This is a genomic window from Novosphingobium sp. FKTRR1 (assembly GCF_020404405.1).
Classification (GTDB): domain Bacteria; phylum Pseudomonadota; class Alphaproteobacteria; order Sphingomonadales; family Sphingomonadaceae; genus Novosphingobium.
This window is the reverse complement of the sequence record NZ_JAIZDA010000017.1, coordinates 73,422-95,281: the sequence shown is the minus strand read 5'-3', so window position 1 is coordinate 95,281 and position 21,860 is coordinate 73,422. Positions and strand designations below refer to the sequence as shown.

Below are 21,860 nucleotides of genomic sequence, written 5' to 3'. Positions count from 1 at the left end.
CCTCGCCAAAGACTGGGAACGCTCCATCGAGAGCTCGACCGCGTGGGCGAATATCGCTTCTATCCGGATGCTAACCCGCAGAATTGCGCGACTTTCAGCCGCATGACAGACTTTTGAATCGGGCTCTAAGACCCTTGTTCGCCTTTTTCGCAACGATGTCGAAGGCCCAGTCATTCGACTGCGCAGCAAGGCGCGATGAAGGCCATTTGTAATCCAGATGGAGCCGTCCGATAGCGGCAACAGTGATGACCGGCTCCATCCAGAGGGTAAAGGATCGCTGCTCGGAATGCTTTGCACCGCTCCAGAAGAATTGCTCGCGAACAACCGCTTCACCGACGAGGTACTGCCCGCGCCCCTGATGTGCGCAAAGGCCAGTTTTCCAAGCCCTGAGAAAATCCTCAGCATCCGCTTCAGTGACGCGATTGGATGTCGCGACCAAGCCAGAGAGCTGCATCCGCCGAGACTCATCTGAGCAAAAGTCTGGGGCTAGCCGATTTAGAATCAATGCGTTGAATTCATCCAAAGAGGACATGGCTCGATAACCTCCTACCCTCTTAGCATGCCTTTCATCGCGGGTTGATGCTCCCTGCACTTACTCCTAGGACGCGCTCAGCCGCATCGCCATCGCGCAGCACGAAGCGGCGGTCGCAATAGCCGCAATCGACATAGCCCTTCTCGTCGATCTCGAGATAGACGCGGGGATGGCCGAGTGCCGACGGCTGGAACGTGCCGTTCGAACGGATCGCGCTGGCGCCATCGCACCAGACACGGGCGGAATCGGTAACGACGGTTTCGGGTGCCTTGCTCATGGCCTCGGCGCCTAGCAAATGGTGCTGCAAGCGACAAGCGGGGGCAAGTACCCTACTTGGTCGGAAACCCTGTTTGCTTCGAACAAGACCCTTTACCTCGCCCCATTCCGGTTGCAGGGACGCAAGCCATGGACACGACCCCAGCGATCCGCATCCGCGACCTCGTCAAGCGCTATGCCCCATCCGGCAAGACCGAGGGCAAGCTGGCCCTTTCAGGAGTCAGCTTCGATGTGCCGCAAGGGCAGATCTTCGGCTTGCTCGGGCCCAATGGCGCTGGCAAGTCCACGCTGATCAATACGCTGGCCGGAATGGTGCTCAAGACATCGGGCACGGTCGAGATCTGGGGCCACGACATCGACCGCGATCGGCGCAATGCGCGCGGTTCGATCGGAATCGTGCCGCAAGAAGTGGTGTTCGACCCCTTTTTCACCCCATTCGAGGTGCTGGAAATCCAGGCCGGGCTTTATGGTGTGTCAAAGTCGGCCCGGCGCTCGCTCGAACTGCTGCGCGCGGTTCACCTTGAAGACAAGGCGCAGGCCTATGCCCGCTCGCTGTCGGGCGGGATGCGGCGGCGGCTGCTGATCGCCAAGGCGCTGGTCCACACCCCGCCGGTGCTCGTGCTGGACGAGCCGACCGCCGGGGTCGACGTCGAACTGCGCCGCCAGTTGTGGGAACTGGTCAGCGAACTGAACGCGGGCGGGATGACCGTCGTGCTGACCACCCACTACCTCGAAGAAGCCGAGCAATTGTGCGACCGGATCGCCATCATCAACCACGGCACGGTCATCGCCAACAAGCCGACGCGCGAACTGCTGGCGATGGCGCAGGAAAAGATCGTGGTGCTGGTGCTCGACCGGCCGATCGAGGCGGCACCATTGCATCCGGTGTTCCTGAAAAGCACGGTCACCGCCGAGCGCGAGATCGAGATCACCTACGACAAGGGCAAGACCACCGCGGGCGAAGTGCTTTCGCTGGTCCAGGCGCAAGGCTACGCTGTCGTCGACTTCTCGACCCGCGAGGCAGACCTCGAGGATGTTTTCGTCGCCCTGACCAGCGCCTGACTGCCAGAGCGGTATATCAACGACGCGAACCGCGCGTCAGCTATCTACCTGTCCGCGGCTCACTTCGGGCATGGGTGGGCTCTTAGCTCTCGCTTTCGGACTGACGCAGCAGGCTCCAGCGCCCCTTGCTGATACGGCGGATGCGCTGGTGGCAAACCTTGCAATCGGCCACATAGTTCAATCCGGTCCATCGCACCCGGTCACGATCAGGACGATGCCGGTTAAACATGCACAGCACTCTGTAGAAAACCATCTCGAAGTGCGCCCCATGAATTGATTCTTATGGCGAATCATTACCATGCTGCACCTGCACAGTCTCGGGAAATCCGTAACCGTCAGAATTAATAAGCGTTAACGTGGCCCTCACCAAAGTGCGTGCGGCTTGCCCGATGCGGGTAGAGAGGGCTACGAGACGGGCCGCCCCATCAGCGGGCCCAATGCGGAGCCAAATGCGTTGTCCAGCCAAGACATTCTGATCATCGGGTCCGGCGCCGCCGGGCTGACTGCTGCGCTGGTACTGGCCGAAAAGGCCAAAGTGCTGGTGCTGGCCAAGGGCTCTCTCGATGGCGGATCGACCGCATGGGCACAGGGAGGCATCGCGGCCGTGCTCGACGAAGGCGATACCTTCGAGGACCACGTGCGTGACACCATGGTGGCCGGCGCCGGGCTGAACCGCCGCGAAACCGTCGAATTCGTGGTCGAACATGCGCCGCAGGCGATTGCCCGGCTGGCGCAACTGGGCGTGCCGTTCAACCATGATGCGGGCGCCTTGCATCTGACCCGCGAAGGCGGCCATTCGCATCGGCGGATCGTCCACGTCGACGATGCCACCGGCTGGGCCGTGCAGCAGGCCCTGATCGATGCCGCAAAGGCGCACCCCAACATCACCCTGCGCCCGGACATGGTCGCGGTCGATCTGGTCACCGACCGGCACAGCAGCAAGCCCACCGGCGAACGCCGCGTGTGGGGCGCCTATGCGCTCGATACGCGCACCGGGAAGGTCGAATGCTTTGCCGCGCGCGCGACGATTCTGGCGAGCGGCGGGGCGGGGAGGACATATCTGTTCAGCACCGCGCCGCGCGGGGCAACCGGCGACGGCATCGCCATGGCCTGGCGCGCGGGGTGCCGCGTGTCGAACATGGAATTCATGCAGTTCCACCCGACCTGTCTTTACAACCTCGAGGTCAAGAACTTCCTGATCACCGAAGCCGTGCGCGGTGAAGGTGGCCATCTCAAGATCCCGCCCGGCCACCCCGGCGGTGGCACCCGCTTCATGCCCCGGTTCGACGAACGCGCCGAACTTGCCCCGCGCGACATCGTGGCACGCGCCATCGACCACGAGATCAAGCGGCTGGGGCTCGATTACGTCCACCTCGACATCAGTCACATGGACCCGGACTTCGTGCGCGGTCATTTCCCCAACATCTACGAGCGGCTGCTGGGGCTTGGCATCGACATGACCAAGGAGCCCATTCCGGTCGTCCCGGCCCAGCACTATACTTGCGGCGGGGTGCTGATCGACCTGGCTGGGCGGACTGATCTGGCCGGGCTTTATGCCGTCGGGGAATGCTCGGAAAGCGGCCTGCACGGGGCCAATCGGCTGGCGTCCAACTCCTTGCTCGAATGTTTCGTGTTCGGCGATGCGGCCGCGCGCGACATCCTGGCGCGCTGGGACGAATTTTCCGAGCCTCCGGCCCTGCGCCAGTGGGATTCAAGCCGCGTCGCCGATTCCGACGAGGAAGTGGTGATCAAGCAAAACTGGACCGAGTTGCGCCGGTTCATGTGGAACTATGTCGGCATCGTGCGCACCGACAAGCGGCTTGAGCGCGCGGCGCACCGGATCAAGCTGCTCAAGTCCGAGGTCAACGACTACTACGGCAACTTCCGCGTCACCGCCGACCTGATCGAGTTGCGCAACCTGCTGCAGACCGCCGAACTGATCGTGAAGTCGGCGCGGGCGCGGCGCGAAAGCCGTGGGCTGCACTTCAATCAGGACTACCCGCAGACCCAACCGGCCGCGCGCGACACCATTCTGGTCCGGGGAACCGATCGCGGCTGACGCGACCGCCCGGCTCGGTCAGCCTCTGCCCGGATCTTCCTCGTCGGCTCAAAAGTGGCGGCCGAGGAAGATCAGCACCATCGCGCCGACGACCGAAGCAATGCACCCGGCGCGGTTGACCCCGTCAGCGAAGCTCTGGCGATTGCCAAGGCTGGCAGCGACCCCGGCGACCAGCGAGCCGGCGATCCCCAGCAGGATCGTGCGGCCAAGCCCCATATCGACCGCTCCGGGGTAAAGAAAACGCGCAGCCAGACCGATAACGAGGCCGGTCAACAGGATTGACAGCAGGTTGAGCACTTTGGGGCACCTTCGTTCAAACGGTGGTGGATATCGCATCCATCGCTCTGGACATCGCGTTTGTCCACAGGATCGAAAGCACAGTTAAAAAAATCCTGCGGGGTCTTAACGAGGACTTGAAATGCCCCGGCTTCGGCGCGTCGCTGCACTGCAGCAAAGCTGTCATAGCGATGAAACGAATCGCACGTGCGACGAACCGAATCGGAGGTGCGGGTATACCCCCCTTGTGTCTGCGCGGCGTTGCGGCACTATAGGTAGTGGTCGGACGTTACGGGAACCTCTAAACCTAGTCTGGAGTTGGACATGCCGCGGGTGCGGAACGGATGCAGCACGGCTGCGGCCGCCAGACCCGCCTGTCTTTACGCCCAGGGGCCGTGGTTCTGCGTGAGTGCAGCTTTCGCAACCGGACGTGATGGAATGATGTTCCATTTATGTTCCGTCAGCGGTAAGCTGAGGCAAGCGCTCCGATTCGATCCGGATTGAACCGTCCCCTGACCGGGCGGCGGACCAATCCCGAAGTTTGTGTGTTTATGCCCCTTCAGCCGCAATCGGTGAACGGGGCGCAACTCGGAACAAGGTTTGCGGCTCCTTCAACCGGAGCGGCGGACCGCCAGGAACAGGGGCGACGGCGTGGATTTCAGGACTGGGGACGGCTCGGTGGCGTCAGGTGATGCAGTGCAGGACGAACTCGGGTTCGAAGGTGCCACGACGGTCGCCCCCCGTGATGACAGGAAGGCTTTGGAGATGAGTGCCAAGGATCATGGCAGCGAGGCGTTGATCGCCACTGCCGCCGCGACGGCGCTGTCCGGTGCGCTGGCGAGTGCCGCCGCGCACGTGCCCGAGGATTCGAAGGCGGTCCACGCCCGTCGCTTCAAGATCGTCACCGATGCTTCGCGCGATGCGCTGCTGACCGCGTTCGGCAAGGATACGCTCGACGACCGCTATCTGCTGCCCGGCGAAACCTATCAGGATCTGTTCGCCCGCGTCGCCGATGCCTATGCCGACGATCAGGACCATGCCCAGCGGCTGTACGATTACATCTCCAAGCTGTGGTTCATGCCCGCCACGCCGGTGCTGTCGAACGGCGGCACCGGACGGGGCCTGCCGATCTCGTGCTACCTCAACTCGGTCGACGACAGTCTTGAAGGCATCGTCAACACCTGGAACGAGAACGTGTGGCTGGCCAGCCGCGGCGGCGGCATCGGCACGTATTGGGGCAAAGTGCGCGGCATCGGCGAAAGCGTCGGGCTGAACGGCAAGACCAGCGGCATCATTCCGTTCGTGCGGGTGATGGATTCGCTGACGCTCGCCATCAGCCAGGGTTCGCTGCGCCGTGGTTCGGCAGCCTGCTACCTCGATGTCTCGCACCCCGAGATCGAAGAGTTCCTCGAAATCCGCAAGCCGAGCGGCGACTTCAACCGCAAGGCGCTCAACCTGCACCACGGCGTGCTGCTGACCGACGAGTTCATGGAAGCCGTGCGCGATGGCGCCGAGTTCCATTTGCGCAGCCCCAAGGACGGTTCTGTCCGCAGCACCATCGACGCGCGCTCGCTGTTCCAGAAGCTGGTCGAAACCCGGCTGGCCACGGGCGAGCCCTACATCGTGTTCTCCGACACCGTGAACCGCATGATGCCCAAGCATCACCGCGACCTCGGGCTCAAGGTCTCGACCTCGAACTTGTGCTCGGAAATCACCCTGCCGACCGGCCGCGACCACCTGGGCAACGACCGCACGGCGGTCTGCTGCCTGTCCTCGCTCAACCTGGAAACCTGGGAACAGTGGGAAGGCGACAAGCGCTTCATCGAGGACGTGCTGCGCTTCCTCGACAACGTGCTGCAGGACTATATCGACCGCGCCGCGCCCGAAATGGCACGCGCCAAGTATTCGGCGATGCGCGAACGCAGCGTCGGCATGGGCGTGATGGGCTTCCACTCGTTCCTGCAGAAAAAGGGCATCGCCTTCGAAAGCGCGATGGCCAAGGCGTGGAACCTCAAGATGTTCCGCCACGTAGCCTCGAAGGCGGACGAAGCCAGCCTGCTGCTGGCGCAAGAGCGCGGGCCCTGCCCCGATGCCGCCGACATGGGCGTGATGCAGCGCTTTTCGTGCAAGATGGCGATCGCGCCGACCGCCTCGATCAGCATCATCTGCGGTGGCACGTCGGCCTGCATCGAGCCGATCCCGGCCAATATCTACACCCACAAGACGCTGTCGGGCTCGTTCGTGGTCAAGAACGAATACCTTGAGCGGCTGCTGCAGGCGAAATCGAAGGATTCCACCAATGTGTGGAATTCGATCCTTGAACGCGGCGGTTCGGTCCAGCACCTTGATTTCCTCAGCCCCGAGGAAAAGGCGGTGTACAAGACCAGCTTCGAGATCGACCAGCGCTGGCTGCTCGAATTCGCTGCGGACCGCACACCCTACATCGATCAGGCGCAGTCGCTGAACCTCTACATCCCCGCCGACGTCGACAAGTGGGACTTGCTGATGCTCCACTTCCAGGCATGGGAAAAGGGCATCAAGAGCCTGTATTATCTGCGCTCGAAGTCGGTGCAGCGCGCCGGGTTCGCCGGTGGGGTTGAGGCCGACAACACCGCCGAACTGGCCAAGATCGAACTGAGCGCGGGCGATCAGACCGACTACGAGGAATGCCTCGCCTGCCAGTGATGGCAGAGACTTTGCAAGGTGTCAGAAGTTGGCAGGACTAATGGACCAGAAGCAGGGCTGCGGATTGATCGGCGTCTTGGCCGCAGCCTTGCTGCTGGTCGCGGCATTGGTCGTCTATCCGCAGTATCGCGTCTATTCGCAGCGTCTTGCTGGAGAGGCCGCACTTGCAGAGGCGCAATCGTCACGCCAAGTTGCCATCCTCGAAGCCCGAGCCAAGAAGGAAAGCGCAATCTCGCTTGCCGAAGCCGAAGTGATACGTGCCGAAGGTGCGGCCAAGGCCAATCGGATATTGCAGGATTCGCTGGGCGGTCCGGAAGGCTATCTGCGGTATCTGCAAATACAGGCGCTCGAAGATACAAAGGCCAGCCTGATCTACGTGCCGACCGAAGCAGGTTTGCCCGTGACAGAGTCGCGTCGACTGGCAGCGCAATGAGCGACACGTCGGATTTCGTTGTGCGCGAGCATCCGCACCGCGCAGGCGTTACAATCCGCGACAAGGTGCCTGCTTGCGCGATCCCCGCAAGCGCTGCTACAGTTGCGACTAATTCGCAATACCAAAGGGGATCGTTTCGTGCGCAAGTGGCATCGCTGGCTTTCGGTGTTTTTCAGTGTGTTTCTGTTGTGGATCGCCGTCACCGGGACGATCAGCCAGATCCTGCCGTTGATCGGCGGAGAGGGCGGCCCGCCCAGGACCGAGCAGGCAGCCGCTGGATCGCAGGCCAAGCCAGCCTTCGTCTGCCCGCCCGACTATTTCTGCCGACCCAAGCCCAAGCAGGGCGGAGCCCGCGCGCTGGTGGGCTTCTTCCATCACCTGCATTCGGGCGAGACATTCGGTCCGGTCGGCGTGGCAATCGGCACGCTGTCGGGCTTCGCCATGATCTTCTTCAGCTTTTCGGGCCTGTGGCTGTATGTCCAGATGTGGCGCAACCGTGCGCAACGCAGCCTGAAGCCGGGCTGGTTCTGGAAGTAACGCCCGTTCAGGCGCAGGCAGCTGCGCCCGAACAGCGCTTTTTCGTAACGGCCGGTGGCGCAAGCGCGCTGCCGGCCTTTGCGCATCCCCGATCCTCCTGCCCCAGTGGGCAGGCGTTTTCCCCAGCCTCGCTCCCTGCGCGCCCTTCGCGCCGGGCCCTTGCGCGCCTATCTTGACCGTATTGCCCAGGAGTTCACGCCCATGTCCCTTCTCGAAGCCCGCAAGACCTACAAGCCCTTCGAATATCCGTGGGCCTATGACTTCTGGAAGCGCCAGCAGCAGATCCACTGGATGCCCGAGGAAGTGCCGCTGGGCGAAGATTGCCGCGACTGGGCACAGAAGATCAGCGAGCACGAGCGCAACCTGCTGACGCAGATCTTCCGCTTCTTCACGCAGGCCGACGTCGAGGTGCAGGATTGCTACCACGAAAAGTACGGTCGCGTGTTCAAGCCGACCGAGGTCAAGATGATGCTGGCGGCGTTTTCCAACATGGAAACGGTTCATATCGCAGCTTATTCGCACTTGCTCGACACCATCGGCATGCCCGAAAGCGAATACGGCATGTTCCTCGAATACGAGGAGATGCGCGCCAAGCACGATTACCTGCAGCAGTTCGGCGTCGACAATGACGAGGATATCGCCCGCACGCTGGCGATGTTCGGCGGTTTCACCGAAGGGCTGCAACTGTTCGCCAGCTTTGCCATGCTGATGAACTTCCCGCGCTTCAACAAGATGAAGGGCATGGGCCAGATCGTGACCTGGTCGGTGCGCGACGAATCGCTGCACTGCGAAGGCATCACCAAGCTGTTCCACGCCTTTGTGCAGGAACGCGGCTGCCTGACCAAGGCGGTCAAGGAAGACATCATCGACTGCTGCCAGAAGACCGTGCGGCTGGAAGACGCGTTCATCGATCTGGCCTTCGAACAGGGCCCGGTTCCGGGCATGAGCGCCAAGGAAATCAAGAAGTACATCCGCTACATCGCCGATTGGCGGCTGGGTCAGCTGGGCTTCCAGCCGATCTACATGATCGAGGATCACCCCCTGCCTTGGCTCGCCCCGCTGCTCAACGGGGTGGAGCATGCCAACTTCTTCGAAACCCGCGCGACCGAGTATTCCAAGGCGGCCACCCGTGGGGACTGGAATGCCGTGTGGTCGAGCTTCGACAGCCGCCGCAAGGCCAAGAGCGCCGCGAACGTGGACATCGGCGTCGAAGTCGAGATCGACATGTTCGGTTCGGCGGGTATCGCGGCGGAGTGATCTTGGCGGGACGGCTCAGGGGGCATTCCCTCAGCCGTCCCTGTTCTTACGCGGTCGGCAACGCCGCCTACCGCCTCACTCAACCGACAGCGCATCCATGAACGCGCTCGACGTCTCCATCAGGCGGCGGGCGCGGTCATCGAGATCGGGCCAACCATCGCGCAGCGCTTTCGAGCGCTCCTCGATCGCGATCGGCAGGCCGTCGGGCAGCGCTTCGATGATTGCGCGCAACGGCAATTGGCCATGACCGAGCGGCAGACGGCCATCGATCGCTTCGGTGATGATGGCTTGTGGATCATCGAGATGGGCGAAGTCGAGCGGCGCATCGCAAAGCTGGGCGTAACTGAGCCAGGCTGGCGGAATGGCGGCGATGTCGGCAATGGTGCCCCCCGAACGTTGCCAGTGCAGACTGTCGACCAGCAAGCCGATGGCGGGCGATGCGATCTGGCGCAAGATTGCGCTGGCCGCGTGGATAGTGCGGACTTCGGTGAACAGCCCGAACTCCAGATTGATGCGGATACCGGCACGCTCCCCGACCTCGGCCAGCGCGGCCAGCTTGTCGCGCGTGGCGCCCGCATCGGGATCGCTGCTGACGCACAGCACATTGCGCGCGCCCAGTTCGGCACCGACCTCGACCAGACGGACGTGATCGGGATCGAGCGGGCCGGGCTTGATCCACACCACCTCGATATCGAGCAATTGCAACCCGGTAGCGGCGAGCGCGCGGCCCACGGCGCGGGTGGTCGCATCGGTCCATGTCGCGGGTTCAAACCACATGCCGCCCAGCGCAAAGCCCGCCGCCGCCGCTGCCTCGACCAGTTGCACCGGCGTCGCTTCGGGCATGATTCCCGAAGCCATGGCCAATGGATGGTGTCTGCCCATATCCGTGCCCCTCTGTTTTATCACCGGGGAACCTACACGCCCGCCCTTGGAAAACCGCCTCAAAGAAGAGCTAGGCGGCGTGGATTAACGGGCGACCGCTATTGAGGGGCGCGGACAGCGGACTGGATGGCGGGAAAGTCGTGGTTAGCTGCTGCTCGTGTGATGCTTGGCGAGGCTAACCTCGCGGCAGATTGCAAGAAGGTCGGCACCATACGAGGGTACGATGACAACCAAGGAAGCCTCGCCAGTTGCAATCCGAGAGGCTTGTCGCGCAACGACGCCTGCATGCGCTTGGTGGTATTGCTCGGCCGCTGCCGGGTGAGGCGGCACAAATAGCCGCTCAAATCCTGAGTGAAGATATGGCAACTGGCCACTTACAACTTCAATCATCAAGATGATGTTGCCCTGCCTGAAATCTTCCATTTGGAGGACTTCAAGGCCGGAAAGCATCAACGTGTAGTCCTCACCGGTTGACTTGCGCAAAAAGATTGTGGCCGCTTGCTCACCGAGAACGATGCCTGTGAGCAGTCCGTCATGAAAGTGGGAGAGTTCGGGCACCATAAGTCAACCTATCGGCGTTGGACCTAACGTCCGCAATGTTGTCGTATCCGGAACGGCAGGTTTTTGCCCCGAGTGCGCGAAAGCAGAATGCCGCGCCCGGCACTTCAACACCATCCCTCCCCACCGTCACCCCGGGCTTGACCCGGGGTCCCGCTTTCTCTTTTCTCGCACCAAAGGATCGGCGGCTGGGTCCACATCATGGCAGACCGCTATCGCGGCGCGATGTATGTCGGTGTCACGTCCGATCTCGCGGCCCGTATCCACCAGCATCGGCTGGGAACCGGTTCCGACTTCTGCGCTCGTTACGGATTGAAGCTGCTTGTCTGGGCAGAACGCGGCGACAGCATCGAAGCGTGCATCCAGCATGAAAAGCGCCTCAAACGATGGCGTCGAGATTTCAAGTTCGATCTGATCGAGCAGGGCAATCCGGACTGGCTCGACCTTTACGATGGCCTCGTCTGACAGGTCGCTGGAAGAAGCAGCGGGACCCCGGGTCAAGCCCGGGGTGACGGTTGGGAGCGTGCGGTTGCGATTGTGGATGTCAGCAACGGTGTCGTGTCCGGAAAGTCCGGTTTCAAGGGAAAGTGGCGCATTGCGGGCGTTCCCGACAACGGAGCTCTTCCACGCCCTCCAGCGCCCTCAGTCCGAAGCCGTCCACTGCGCGATGTCGGGGGCCTGGCCGATCAGGGCGAGGCCGTGGGCGATCGAGGTCAGTTCGTTGCCGCTGTCGATGCGGCTGTCGCCAAACCGCGCCTCGAACAACCGTCGCACCGCCGGGATCAGCGAGGAGCCGCCGGTCAGGAACACGTGGTCGATCTGGTCTGCGGTAAGACCCGCGCTGGCCAGTGCGGCATCGACGGTCTCGGCGATCTGGGCAAGGTCGGGCGCGATCCAGCTTTCGAACTCTGCGCGGGTGACTTCGGCCGCGATCGTCAGGTCATCGCTGTCAAAGTGGAACGCCGCGTGGGTCTGGGTCGAGAGCGCGCGCTTGAGCTGGCCGACCGCATCGTAGAGCGGATAACCCAGTTCGTTTTCGACCACCGCGATCATCCGGGCGATGGCCGCCTTGTCGGTCGCGCTGTGTTGCAGCCGCGCCAGTTCGGCCAGTGTGCGGCGGTTGCGCATCAGCGCAAGGCGCGACCAGTCGCCGAAATCGGTGAAGTGCCCGTCGGGGATCTCCAGCACTTTGTCGAACGAGCGGTATGTGCCGCCCTTTCCCAGCAGCGGCAGCACCAGCCGATCCATGATGCGGTAATCGAAACGATCGCCCGCGATGCCTATCCCTGCCGACCCCAGCGGGATGCAGCGCTGTGCCGCGCCCGGTTCCTGCACCCGCACGATCGAGAAGTCGCTGGTGCCCCCGCCGAAATCGGCCACCAGCAGGGTTGCGGCATGGTCGAGCCGCGCAGCAAAGCCATAGGCGGCGCCCAACGGTTCGTGGACATAGTGCACCTCGCGCCCCAGCAGTGCGAACATCGCGTCATAGCGGGTGCGGGCCAGCGCCGGATCGGGCCGCGCGCCAACATAGCGCACCGGACGCCCGACCACGATGCGTTCGGGCAAGGGCTGCAACGCTGCACCCGCCCGTTCGAGCAAGTGATCGATGAAGATGCGGCCAAGGTCTTCAAAACGCAGCCGCTTTTCAAACACGCTGGCGGTATCGAATGCCGAGTTGGCGGCCACCGACTTGAACGATTGCAGAAAGCGGCATTCCTGCGGGAAATCGAGGAACTCGGCGATGGCCCAAGGCCCGGCCTCATGCGCCAGCCCGGATGGCGCCAGCCGGGTGCGGATCGCCGCATCCTGCCAGAAACACAGTGCAGTGCGGAACACGGCGGCCACGCTGTTGCCGGGGGCGGCAAAGTCGACAAGGCTGGCTTCACCGGGACCAACGGACTTGGCGATGACCGAATTGGTCGTGCCGAAATCGATGCCAAGCGCCTCGCCGCTCATGTTCGCGGTGCTCCGATGTCCGAAACTTCGGCCTGACAGACCGCGCATTCCTGATAGGCAACAATCGCGCCGCCACAATCGCGGCAGAGCGTGCTCTCGCCCTCGACCAGCCCGTGGCCGATCGCCACCCTTTCGTCGAACACGAAGCATTCGCCCTGCCACAGGCTCTGTTCGGGCGGAACGTGTTCGAGGTAGGCGAGGATGCCGCCTTTCAGGTGGTAGACCTCGTCCACGCCCTCGGCCTTGAGGAAGGCTGTCGACTTCTCGCAGCGGATGCCGCCGGTGCAGAACATCGCGACCTTGGGAGGAGTCCCTTCTCCCAGCAGGCGACTGCGTTCGCGGCGAAACCAGTCGGGAAACTCGCGGAAACTGCTCGTTTTGGGGTCGATTGCGCCCGAAAAGGTGCCGATCGCGACCTCATAGCTGTTGCGCGTGTCGATCACGATGGTGGCCGGATCGGCAATCAGCGCGTTCCAGTGGTGCGGCGCGACATAGGTACCGACGCTGGCGCGCGGATCGATATCGGGCTGGCCCATCGTCACGATCTCGCGCTTGATCCGCACTTTCATCCGGCCGAACGGCATGGCCTGAGCGGTCGAGAACTTGACGTCGAGGTCGGCACAATCGGGCAGCGTGCGGATATGGTCGAGCACGCGCGCGATGCCATCGGCTGGCCCTGCGATGGTGCCGTTGATGCCCTCGGGCGCCAGCAACAGGGTGCCGCGCACACTTTCGTCCTCGCACAAATCGAGCAGCGGCCCGCGCAGGGCGTGGCAGTCGGCAAAGGAAGCGAACTTGTACAGCGCAGCCACGCACACCGGAGGCGCAAGCTCAGGCACATCGCCTTGCTGATCGCTTGTCACGCCCACGCCTTCCTTTCGCCAACCGGCCTTGCCGCCGCCCCATAGCGAGGGCGGCCACCCGTGCAAAGGTAGGCGATGGGCGAAAGTTCCGGGGGCGAAAGTTCCGGTTCAGGCAGGTGGCTCGGCGCCTATGGTGCGCCGCGCGGCCCTTCGTCCTCCTCGCCCGCCTCGCCGAGCGCCCAGTCGGCGTCATCGTCGTTCCGCTCACCGCGAAAGGCGTCCATGTCGATGCGGCCCGAGGTGACCATCTGGTTCATGTGATCGACCAGATCGGGGGTTCCCCCGTCGTCGTCGTCGTCGTCGATGCCGCCGGGGACGCGCTCGCTGTCGGTGACCGGATCGTGGACCAACCCGCCATAGCGCGCCTCCTCGGCAAGAGTTTGCGCCTGCTCGCCCTCATCATCCTGTACGCTGTTGTCAAGACCAGGATCGTCGGGATCAGTCGGTGGAGCAACCGCCTCGGGTACGTCCGGCGCTATGGCACGGGGCGCTTCGGTTTCGGACGGCACTTCCGGGCTGATCGGTGCGGGCACGATCGGTTCGGGTCCGGTTGGTTCGTCGTGTGGGAGCGGCGGCGGATCGTTCGGCTCGATGGGACGGTCGTCCATGCGGTGTCTCCTCGTCGAATGGGCGTGTTGCATCTAGACGCATGAGGCCGCCAACAGGTTCCATCGGGCACGCTGAACGCTGGTCGGCCTGTATGGGCGTTCTAGCGATGCCGCGCTTGCCCGATGGCGCAATCATCGGTTAGCCTGCCGATCAAACAGGTCTTTCGGGGGGAACATCGATGCGTGGGTTCATGATCGGCATGGCCAGTGCCTTGCTCGCGGGGATTTCTCCGGCTGGACTGGCGCAGGCACAGGCCGCTGCACCGGCAACACAGCCCGCGGCCGAGCCGAACGGCGCATCCGCTCCGCTGCTGTTGCAGCACCCCACATTGTCGGCCACGCGGATCGCGTTCGTCTATGGCGGCGAAATCTGGGTGGTCCCGCGCAGTGGGGGGCAGGCGGTGCGGTTGGTGGCCGGACAGGGCCAGTTGTCCGGGCCGATCTTTTCACCCGATGGCAGCCAGATCGCCTTTACCGGCCGTTATGACGGCAACACCGATGTCTACGTCGTTCCGGCGGCCGGGGGTGAGCCACGGCGGCTGACCTGGCACCCCGGCCGCGACGTGGCTGTCGGCTGGTCCGCCGATGGCCGGTCGGTGCTGCTGCGCAGCCCGCGCTACGCGGTGCGCGATCAGAACCAGCTCTACACTGTACCGGCCAGCGGCGGTGCCCCCGCAGCGGTGCCGCTGCCAACCGGTGAGGCCGGCGCCTTCTCGCCCGATGGTGCGCGGATCGCCTATAGCCCGATCCAGCAGTGGCAACCGGCGTGGAAACAATATCGCGGCGGGCAGACCGCGCGAATCTGGGTGGCAAGGCTCGCCGATGGCAGCGTGACGCCGATCCCGCGCCCCAACAGCAACGACACCAACCCACTGTGGATCGGCGACAAAGTCTATTTCCTGTCGGACCGCGACGGGCCGGTCACGCTCTACAGCTTTGACCCCGCCAACGGCGCGATCGTCAAACTGATCGACAACGCGCGCGGGTTCGACATCGCTTCGGCGGGTGCGGGGCCGGGCGGCGTGGTGCTCGACCACTTCGGCAAGCTCGAAATCTATGACATTGCCAGCGGCACGGTCACGCCGGTGCCGGTCACGATCGCCGCCGACCTGCCGCAACGCCGTGCCCGCTATGTCGAGGTGAAGCCCGACGCGATCGCCAATGCGCGGCTGTCCGCCAGCGGCAAGCGCGTGCTGATCGAAACGCGCGGCGAGATCCTTTCCGCCCCCGCCGACAAGGGCGACGTCCGCAACCTGACCCAATCGCCCGGTGCCGCCGATCGCTTTCCCGCGCCTTCGCCCGATGGCAGCAAAGTGGCCTGGCTGAGCGATGAAAGCGGCGAATATGCGCTGCATATCGGCGCGGCGGATGGCCTTGGCCCAGTGCGCAAGATCGCGCTGGGCGCGCCGCCCTCGTTCTTCTACCAGCCGCACTGGTCGCCCGATGCGAAGAAGATCGTGCTGGCCGACAAGCGCATGAACCTGTGGCTGGTCGATCTGGCCAAGGGCGTGCCGCAGAAGATCGATGCCGACTTGTTCGACAGCCCGGCTCAGGATTTCAACCCCGGCTGGTCGCCCGACAGCCAGTGGGTCGCCTATACCAAGCAGTTGCCCAGCCATCTGCACGCCGCGTTCGTCTATTCGCTGGCCAGCGGCAAGGCCACGCAGATCACTGACGGGTTGAGCGATGTAACCGGTCCGCGCTTTGACCGCAGTGGCAAATACCTGTTCTTTGCCGCAACCACCGCCACCGGCCTTGGCGCTGGCTGGCTCGACATGTCGAGCATGGGCCGCGCTGTAGATCGCGCGGTTTACGTGATGGTGCTGGGCAAGGACACCGTCAGCCCGATCGCCCCGCAAAGCGACGAGGAAGCCAAGGCCGACGACACTGCGCCCGGCAGCGCAGCGAAGAAGCCGCGCGCGGGCAAGCCCGACAAGGCCGATGGCACAGCGGAGGGCGCGGACAAGCCCGCCGCGAAGGATGGCGACAAACCCAAGCCCCCCGCTCCGGTGGCGATCGATTTCGCCGGGCTCGACCAGCGCATTCTGGCGCTGCCGATCCCGCGCGCCAACATTGTCTCGCTGGAAACCGGCAAGGATGGCGCGGTCTATGTCGAAACGATCCCACCCGCCACGACCGATGCCGACTACCTCGAAAGCGAAGGCCCCGGCCCTGCGCGCACGCTGCTGCGCTTCGACCTGAAGGAACGCAAGACCAAGACGCTGGCCGAAGGCGTTATGCCAGGCACGTTCTCGCTCTCGGCCGATGGATCGAAGCTGCTGCTGGCACGCAAGGGCGCATGGATCGTCGCCGATGCCGACAAGGAAGTGAAGGACGGCGACGGTGCGCTGAAGCTGGATGACGTGCGCGTCTGGGTCGACCCGCAAGCCGAATGGAAGCAGATCTACAACGAGGCGTGGCGGATCGAGCGGGACTTCTTCTATGACCCCAAGCTGCATGGCCTCGATCTCGACAGGGCGCGCAAACTCTATGCCCGCTTCCTGCCCGGTCTGGCCGCGCGGCAGGATCTGAACGTGCTGCTTGAAGAAATGACCGGCCACATCGGCGTGGGCCACACCTTCATCAACGGCGGCGACATGCCCGAACAGCAAAGTGCCAAAGTCGGCCTGCTGGGGGCTGATTATGCCTTGGCAGGCGGGCACTGGCAGATCGCCAACATCCTGACCGGCGAGAACTGGAACCCCAAGCTGGTCGCCCCGCTCAGCCAGCCGGGCGTGGCGGTGAAGCAGGGTGATTTCCTGCTTGCGGTCAATGGCCGTCCGGTCAGCGGCGATGCCGACGTGTCGCGCGCGCTCGATGGCACGGCGGGCAAGCAGACCGTGCTGACCGTTGGTCCCAGCGCCGATGGCACGGGATCGCGGCAGGTTACCGTGGTGCCCATCGCCAGCGAGGGTGCCTTGCGCCTGCATGGCTGGATGGAGGCCAACCGGCGCAAGGTCGATGCGCTGTCGGGCGGCAAGCTGGCCTATGTCTATCTGCCCGATACGTTCAGCGGCGGCTTTGCCAACTTCAACCGCTATTACTTCGCGCAAGTGGGCAAGAAGGGCGCGGTGCTCGACGAGCGTTTCAACCACGGCGGATCGATTGCGGACTATATCATCGACGTGCTCAAGCGCACGCCGCAGATGATCAACCAAAGCCGCGAAGGTGCCGACCAGATGGAACCGGCGATGGCGATCTATGGCCCCAAAGTGATGATCATCAACGAAATGTCGGGATCGGGCGGCGATGCCATGCCGTGGCTGTTCAAGAAGAACGCCGTTGGCCCGCTGATCGGCACGCGCACCTGGGGCGGACTGGTCGGTATCGGCGGCTATCCCGATCTGGTCGATGGCGGCAGCATTACCGCACCGCGCTGGGCGCTCTATGGCACCAAGGGCGAATGGGAGGTCGAGAACATCGGCATCGCCCCGGATATCGAAGTGGTGCAGGAACCCGCACTGCTAAGGCAAGGCCACGACCCGCAGCTCGAACGCGCCGTTGCCGAAGCGCTGCGCCTGCTCGAAGCCAACCCGCAACCGACATTCGCCAAACCAGCCACGCCAGACAAGAAGCCGGTGCTGCCGGACTGAGGGGCTACGGCTGGACCGTCACCGCCGGACTCGATCCGGCATGACGTGCACAGGAGGGCGGGCGGCAGGTTTGGATGCGCGGAAACAGGCCGGGATAATCCATGCCTGACCAGATCAAACCCTTAAGCAGCCAGCGCGCGCTTGCCCCGGCGCCGCCATGCCAGAGCGGCAAGGCCGAGTGCCATCAGACCCGCAACACCCGGTTCGGGCACGCTGGTGCCGCCGCTGGTGCTGCTGGTCGAAGTGGTGCTGGAACTGCCCGGATCGGCAGGCGGGACATAGCTGCCGCCATACGTGCCGATGTGGAATTCACCGTCCTGGATCAGGCTGCCGAATACCGCCGAACCTTCAACGTAGTTGTAGGTATGCGCCGCCGCTTTGGGCGCGAGGATCGAGCCGTGCCATGCGGTGGTCAACGTGAGCGCGGTGGCATCGGTGAAGTTCCAGATGACATTCTTGCCCAGTTGCGATGCATTGCCGAGGAAGTTGTCGTTCAGATTGATCGTGCTGCCCGAAACGTTGACGATCACCGTGTCCGCACCGTTCAGCTTGAAATCGATCTGGCCGACCGAATCCAGTTGCGCGGCGGTCAGGTTGAATACGGCCGTGCCCCCGGCATTGGGCTGCGCATTGAACGTGGCGGTGTTGTTGGCGATCGAGACGGTGCTGTTCGCCGCTTGCTGGCCCAGCGTGTACGACAGGCCGGTCATGCTGGTGCCCATGGCGCTGCCATACTGCTGCAGCCCCTGCACGAAGCCCGGATTGGCCACGCCGACTTGCGTGTTAACCGTGCTGCCGTTGACATTCACCGGGGTGTAGGTGCCGCCGACATTGAGCGTCTGCGTGCCGTTGAGGTTGACCATGCCGCTGATGTTGCCGCCAACCGAAGCCCCTGCCGCGTTGTTGAGGTTGATCGAGCTGCTGGTCACGCTGCCGACCACGGTCAGCCCCGGCGTGGTGAAGTTGCTGGCCGGAACCGACGAAGAAATAAGGTAATTCGACGCCGAACCACCAAGGTTGCCACCCACGAACGTGCGCCCTTCGACTTCCGACGTGGAGGTCAGGTCGCCCAGAACGACAAGGTTGTAGGTCTTGAGGGCATCGAGCCCGAGCGGTTCGGACGCACCGAGCGCAGGCGCGGCCAGCGCCATCACGGCAACAGTGGCTACAGCAATTGCATGGCGATAACGGCGGACCATCTCGGCAAACCCTTCAGCAGCGGACCCGACAATACGAGCAGCGTTAACCCAATCACGTAACGTGACGGCAATGCAAGCCTTGAGTCAGGACCGCCCTGATTCGGCACAGTTTTGGCGCGCGCCTTTCGGTGCAAAACGCTGATCGTTCAACGCATTCAGTTGGTTTCGCGCTGCAGCCGTTCGGTCAGCACGGCAATTTCGTCGGGTTCGAGAATCCAGGTCCGGGTACGGCGCCCGGCGCGGTGGACCGGCACCGTCAGCAGCACGCGGGCGTTGTCACGCGCATGCGGCTTGTAGAGCGCGAAATGCATCGCGCAGTCACGGATGGTGCCGATGATCGGCGCGCGCCCTTCCAGGTCGATCATCGTCGCCGCCTGGTCCCAGGGAATGGTATCGACCGTACCGCTCACGTCAGACGTCCAGATTGGCCACGTTGAGGGCGTTGTCCTGAATGAACTCGCGGCGCGGCTCGACCACGTCGCCCATCAGTCGGGTCAGGATCTCGTCAGTCACGTCGGCGTCCTCGATCTTGACCTGCAACAGCGAGCGGTTGTCGGGATCGAGCGTGGTTTCCCACAATTGGTCGGCGTTCATCTCGCCCAGGCCCTTGTAGCGCTGGATCGACAGACCCTTGCGTCCACCGGCAAAGATCGCCTCGACCAGTTGCGAGGGCCGGGTGATATCGCCTTCGCGCGCCTCGGCACGGGTGCGGGGGGGCGCCTCGGCCTCCTCCTCTTCCGCTTGCGGCACATCATCGGCCTCGACTTGCGCAGCGACGGCACCGATCCGCACCAGACGCGCAGGCCCTGCATAGACTTCGGCGGTTTCGCCCGCGACACGGGTCAGCTTGCGCGCCTCGGCGCTGGTCAGGAAGCCCGGTTCGATCACATGATGGTCGGTGACCCCGCGCCACCAGCGCTCGACGATATAGCCGCCTTCGTCGCCCGCCATCGCGGACCAACGCGCCTCGGGATCGCCGCGGTCGAGCCAGGCTGTCGCGCGGGCCAGCGCCTCACCGCGCGCCTGCTCCGATAGCTCTGCTTCAAGCGCGCCGGCCATGGCCAGCGCCTCGATGATGTCGGTGTTGTAGCGCCGGGGAACGAACGCCATCAGGTTGCGCAAGCGCAGCGCATGCTCGACCAGTTCTTCGAGTTCCCTGCCCCCGCGCGCGCCACCCACGGTTTCGAGCACGCGCCCGGCAAGGCCTGCGGCAACCAGATAGCGATCGAGCGCGGCGTTGTCCTTGAGATAGACTTCGCTGCGCCCCTTGCTGACTTTGTACAACGGCGGTTGCGCGATGAAGAGGTGGCCCTGCTTGATGATCTCGGGCAACTGGCGATGGAAGAACGTGAGCAACAAGGTGCGGATGTGCGCGCCGTCGACGTCGGCGTCGGTCATGATCACGATCTTGTGATAGCGCAGCTTCTCGATGTTGAAATCGTCGCGAATGCCGGTGCCCATCGCCTGAATCAGCGTGCCGACTTCCTTCGAGCCGATGATCCGGTCAAAACGCGCGCGCTCGACGTTCAGGATCTTGCCCTTGAGCGGCAGGATCGCCTGATAGTGACGGTCGCGCCCCTGCTTGGCCGAGCCCCCTGCCGAATCGCCTTCGACCAGGAACAGTTCGCACTTGGAAGGATCGCGCTCCTGACAATCGGCCAGCTTGCCGGGCAGGCTGGCGATATCCATCGCGCCCTTGCGCCGGGTGAGTTCGCGGGCGCGCTTGGCCGCTTCACGCGCGGCGGCGGCGTCGATCACCTTCTGGATCACCGACTTGGCGTGGGCGGGATTTTCCTCAAGCCATTCGCTCATCTTGTCCGCCATCAGGCTTTCGAGCGGCTGGCGCACTTCGGAGCTGACCAGTTTGTCCTTGGTCTGGCTGGAGAACTTGGGGTCGGGCAGCTTGACCGAGACGATCGCGGTCAACCCTTCGCGCATGTCCTCGCCCGAGAGCGAGACCTTTTCCTTCTTCAGCAGCCCAGAGCGCTCGGCATAGCCGTTGAGCGTGCGGGTCAGCGCAGCGCGAAACGCGGCAAGGTGGGTGCCGCCATCGCGCTGCGGGATGTTGTTGGTGAAGGTCAGGACGTTTTCGTAATAGCTGTCGTTCCACTGCAACGCCACGTCGATGCCGATGCCATCGCGGTTGGCGTTGATCGTGATCGGCTCAGGCACCAGCGGCTGCTTGTTGCGATCAAGGTACTTGACGAAGGCACCGATGCCGCCCTGATAGAACAGGTCGTGTTCCTTAACCTCGGCATGGCGCTTGTCGCGCAGCAGAATGCGCACGCCCGAATTGAGGAAGGCCAGTTCGCGGTAGCGGTGCTCCAGCTTGTCGAAGTCGAACTCGGTCACGTTCTTGAACGTGTCGGTCGAGGCAAGGAAGGTAACGCGCGTGCCCTTCTTGCCCGGAGGCGAGGGACCGCGCAGCACCAGCGGCGCCACCGCATCGCCATGCGCGAACTTCATCCAGTGTTCCTGACCATCACGCCAGATGGTCAGTTCCAGCCATTCGGACAGGGCGTTGACCACCGACACGCCGACGCCGTGGAGGCCGCCGGACACCTTGTAGGCGTTGTCATCGCTGGTGTTCTCGAATTTGCCGCCGGCGTGAAGCTGGGTCATGATGACCTCGGCCGCCGAAACGCCTTCCTCGGCATGAATGCCGGTGGGAATGCCGCGGCCGTTGTCCTCGACACTAACCGAGCCATCGGGGTTGAGTTCGATCAGCACCAGATCGCAATGACCCGCCAACGCTTCGTCGATGGCGTTGTCCGACACCTCGAACACCATGTGGTGCAGGCCCGATCCGTCATCGGTATCGCCGATGTACATGCCGGGTCGCTTGCGCACGGCATCAAGCCCTTTGAGGACTTTAATCGAATCCGCGCCGTAGGAATTGGTGTTGGGGATGTTTTCGTTCGTTCCGCTCATACCAAGCCTATAGGGTGTGCCATCGGCTTTCCCAAGCACAACCGGCTTCATAAGGGGCATTTTCCACAGCCCGATCGGCGGAATTGCCTGCGATTGCGCCACAACGAGGCCCCGACGGAGCGCAAGCGGCTCTGGCTGCGAAAAAGTTGCAGA

20 protein-coding genes and 1 pseudogene are annotated in these 21,860 nt (G+C 63.6%); 9 read left to right on the top strand and 12 right to left on the bottom strand.

The features are described 5' to 3' along the window. Positions 1–106: pseudogene (locus LDN95_RS15940) on the top strand (IS5/IS1182 family transposase); the annotation flags it as partial. Here the strand turns inward: LDN95_RS15940 and LDN95_RS15935 are convergent. Next, entirely contained in the window at positions 95–532 is a 438-nt protein-coding gene (locus LDN95_RS15935) for a hypothetical protein (RefSeq protein WP_226018584.1), read from the bottom strand. The pseudogene LDN95_RS15940 and the gene LDN95_RS15935 overlap by 12 nt on opposite strands. 34 nt (positions 533–566) lie before the next feature. Further along, positions 567–809 (bottom strand): zinc-finger domain-containing protein, encoded by a 243-nt coding sequence (locus tag LDN95_RS15930; RefSeq protein ID WP_226018583.1) that lies wholly within the window; start codon positions 807–809, stop codon positions 567–569. Positions 810–937: 128 nt separating this feature from the next. Here LDN95_RS15930 and LDN95_RS15925 point away from each other — a divergent pair, with 128 nt between their 5' ends. Next, positions 938–1,870 (top strand): ABC transporter ATP-binding protein, encoded by a 933-nt coding sequence (locus LDN95_RS15925; protein WP_226018582.1) that lies wholly within the window; start codon positions 938–940, stop codon positions 1,868–1,870. An 82-nt stretch (positions 1,871–1,952) separates the two neighbouring features. On the opposite strand, the gene LDN95_RS15920 is transcribed toward LDN95_RS15925, so the two are convergent. Continuing rightward, a complete protein-coding gene (locus tag LDN95_RS15920; RefSeq protein WP_226018581.1) occupies positions 1,953–2,123 on the bottom strand; it encodes a hypothetical protein in 171 nt (56 codons plus the stop codon). Between the two features lie 201 nt (positions 2,124–2,324). Between LDN95_RS15920 and nadB the strand changes: the two genes are divergently transcribed. Continuing rightward, positions 2,325–3,929: an L-aspartate oxidase gene (gene nadB / locus LDN95_RS15915; protein WP_226018580.1), complete on the top strand. Its 1,605-nt coding sequence runs from the start codon at positions 2,325–2,327 to the stop codon at positions 3,927–3,929. Positions 3,930–3,977: 48 nt separating this feature from the next. Here nadB and LDN95_RS15910 read toward each other — a convergent pair whose 3' ends face one another. Next, entirely contained in the window at positions 3,978–4,226 is a 249-nt protein-coding gene (locus LDN95_RS15910; protein ID WP_226018579.1) for a GlsB/YeaQ/YmgE family stress response membrane protein, read from the bottom strand. A 630-nt stretch (positions 4,227–4,856) separates the two neighbouring features. Between LDN95_RS15910 and LDN95_RS15905 the strand changes: the two genes are divergently transcribed. The 4 genes from LDN95_RS15905 (at position 4,857) to LDN95_RS15890 (ending at position 9,117) form a co-directional block, all read left to right on the top strand. Beyond that, positions 4,857–6,890 (top strand): ribonucleoside-diphosphate reductase subunit alpha, encoded by a 2,034-nt coding sequence (locus tag LDN95_RS15905; RefSeq protein WP_370631701.1) that lies wholly within the window; start codon positions 4,857–4,859, stop codon positions 6,888–6,890. A gap of 88 nt (positions 6,891–6,978) precedes the next feature. Then, positions 6,979–7,323 (top strand): membrane protease subunit, encoded by a 345-nt coding sequence (locus tag LDN95_RS15900; RefSeq protein WP_226018578.1) that lies wholly within the window; start codon positions 6,979–6,981, stop codon positions 7,321–7,323. Between the two features lie 18 nt (positions 7,324–7,341). Next, complete coding sequence (locus tag LDN95_RS15895) at positions 7,342–7,860, top strand: PepSY domain-containing protein (protein WP_370631700.1); 519 nt, start codon at positions 7,342–7,344, stop codon at positions 7,858–7,860. A 201-nt stretch (positions 7,861–8,061) separates the two neighbouring features. Then, complete coding sequence (locus tag LDN95_RS15890; RefSeq protein ID WP_226018576.1) at positions 8,062–9,117, top strand: ribonucleotide-diphosphate reductase subunit beta; 1,056 nt, start codon at positions 8,062–8,064, stop codon at positions 9,115–9,117. A 75-nt stretch (positions 9,118–9,192) separates the two neighbouring features. On the opposite strand, the gene LDN95_RS15885 is transcribed toward LDN95_RS15890, so the two are convergent. After that, positions 9,193–9,999, bottom strand: coding sequence for a sugar phosphate isomerase/epimerase (locus LDN95_RS15885; RefSeq protein WP_226018575.1), 807 nt, complete (start codon positions 9,997–9,999; stop codon positions 9,193–9,195). A gap of 144 nt (positions 10,000–10,143) precedes the next feature. Next, on the bottom strand, positions 10,144–10,560 hold the full coding sequence (locus tag LDN95_RS15880) for a hypothetical protein (RefSeq protein WP_226018574.1): 417 nt from the start codon (positions 10,558–10,560) through the stop codon (positions 10,144–10,146). A gap of 177 nt (positions 10,561–10,737) precedes the next feature. Between LDN95_RS15880 and LDN95_RS15875 the strand changes: the two genes are divergently transcribed. Next, positions 10,738–11,022: a GIY-YIG nuclease family protein gene (locus LDN95_RS15875; RefSeq protein ID WP_370631703.1), complete on the top strand. Its 285-nt coding sequence runs from the start codon at positions 10,738–10,740 to the stop codon at positions 11,020–11,022. Positions 11,023–11,199: 177 nt separating this feature from the next. On the opposite strand, the gene LDN95_RS15870 is transcribed toward LDN95_RS15875, so the two are convergent. The 3 genes from LDN95_RS15870 to LDN95_RS15860 all read right to left on the bottom strand — a co-directional run bounded on the left by LDN95_RS15870 (position 11,200) and on the right by LDN95_RS15860 (position 13,984). Next, a complete protein-coding gene (locus LDN95_RS15870) occupies positions 11,200–12,513 on the bottom strand; it encodes an Hsp70 family protein (RefSeq protein WP_226018572.1) in 1,314 nt (437 codons plus the stop codon). After that, complete coding sequence (locus tag LDN95_RS15865; RefSeq protein ID WP_226018571.1) at positions 12,510–13,376, bottom strand: rhodanese-related sulfurtransferase; 867 nt, start codon at positions 13,374–13,376, stop codon at positions 12,510–12,512. Before LDN95_RS15865 ends, LDN95_RS15870 begins: the two co-directional genes overlap by 4 nt. 128 nt (positions 13,377–13,504) lie before the next feature. Next, positions 13,505–13,984, bottom strand: coding sequence for a hypothetical protein (locus tag LDN95_RS15860; protein WP_226018570.1), 480 nt, complete (start codon positions 13,982–13,984; stop codon positions 13,505–13,507). A 179-nt stretch (positions 13,985–14,163) separates the two neighbouring features. Between LDN95_RS15860 and LDN95_RS15855 the strand changes: the two genes are divergently transcribed. Next, positions 14,164–17,577, top strand: a complete 3,414-nt coding sequence (locus LDN95_RS15855) for a S41 family peptidase (protein WP_226018569.1) — start codon at positions 14,164–14,166, stop codon at positions 17,575–17,577. A gap of 122 nt (positions 17,578–17,699) precedes the next feature. Here the strand turns inward: LDN95_RS15855 and LDN95_RS15850 are convergent, their stop codons facing one another. From LDN95_RS15850 to gyrB, 3 genes are all read right to left on the bottom strand, one after another. Continuing rightward, positions 17,700–18,776 carry a choice-of-anchor A family protein gene (locus LDN95_RS15850; protein WP_226018568.1) on the bottom strand — a complete coding sequence of 359 codons (1,077 nt, stop codon included), beginning with the start codon at positions 18,774–18,776 and terminating at the stop codon, positions 17,700–17,702. A gap of 155 nt (positions 18,777–18,931) precedes the next feature. Continuing rightward, entirely contained in the window at positions 18,932–19,141 is a 210-nt protein-coding gene (locus LDN95_RS15845; RefSeq protein WP_226018587.1) for a hypothetical protein, read from the bottom strand. Positions 19,142–19,187: 46 nt separating this feature from the next. Then, entirely contained in the window at positions 19,188–21,707 is a 2,520-nt protein-coding gene (gene gyrB, locus LDN95_RS15840; protein ID WP_226018567.1) for a DNA topoisomerase (ATP-hydrolyzing) subunit B, read from the bottom strand. Between the last annotated feature and the right edge of the window lie 153 nt (positions 21,708–21,860).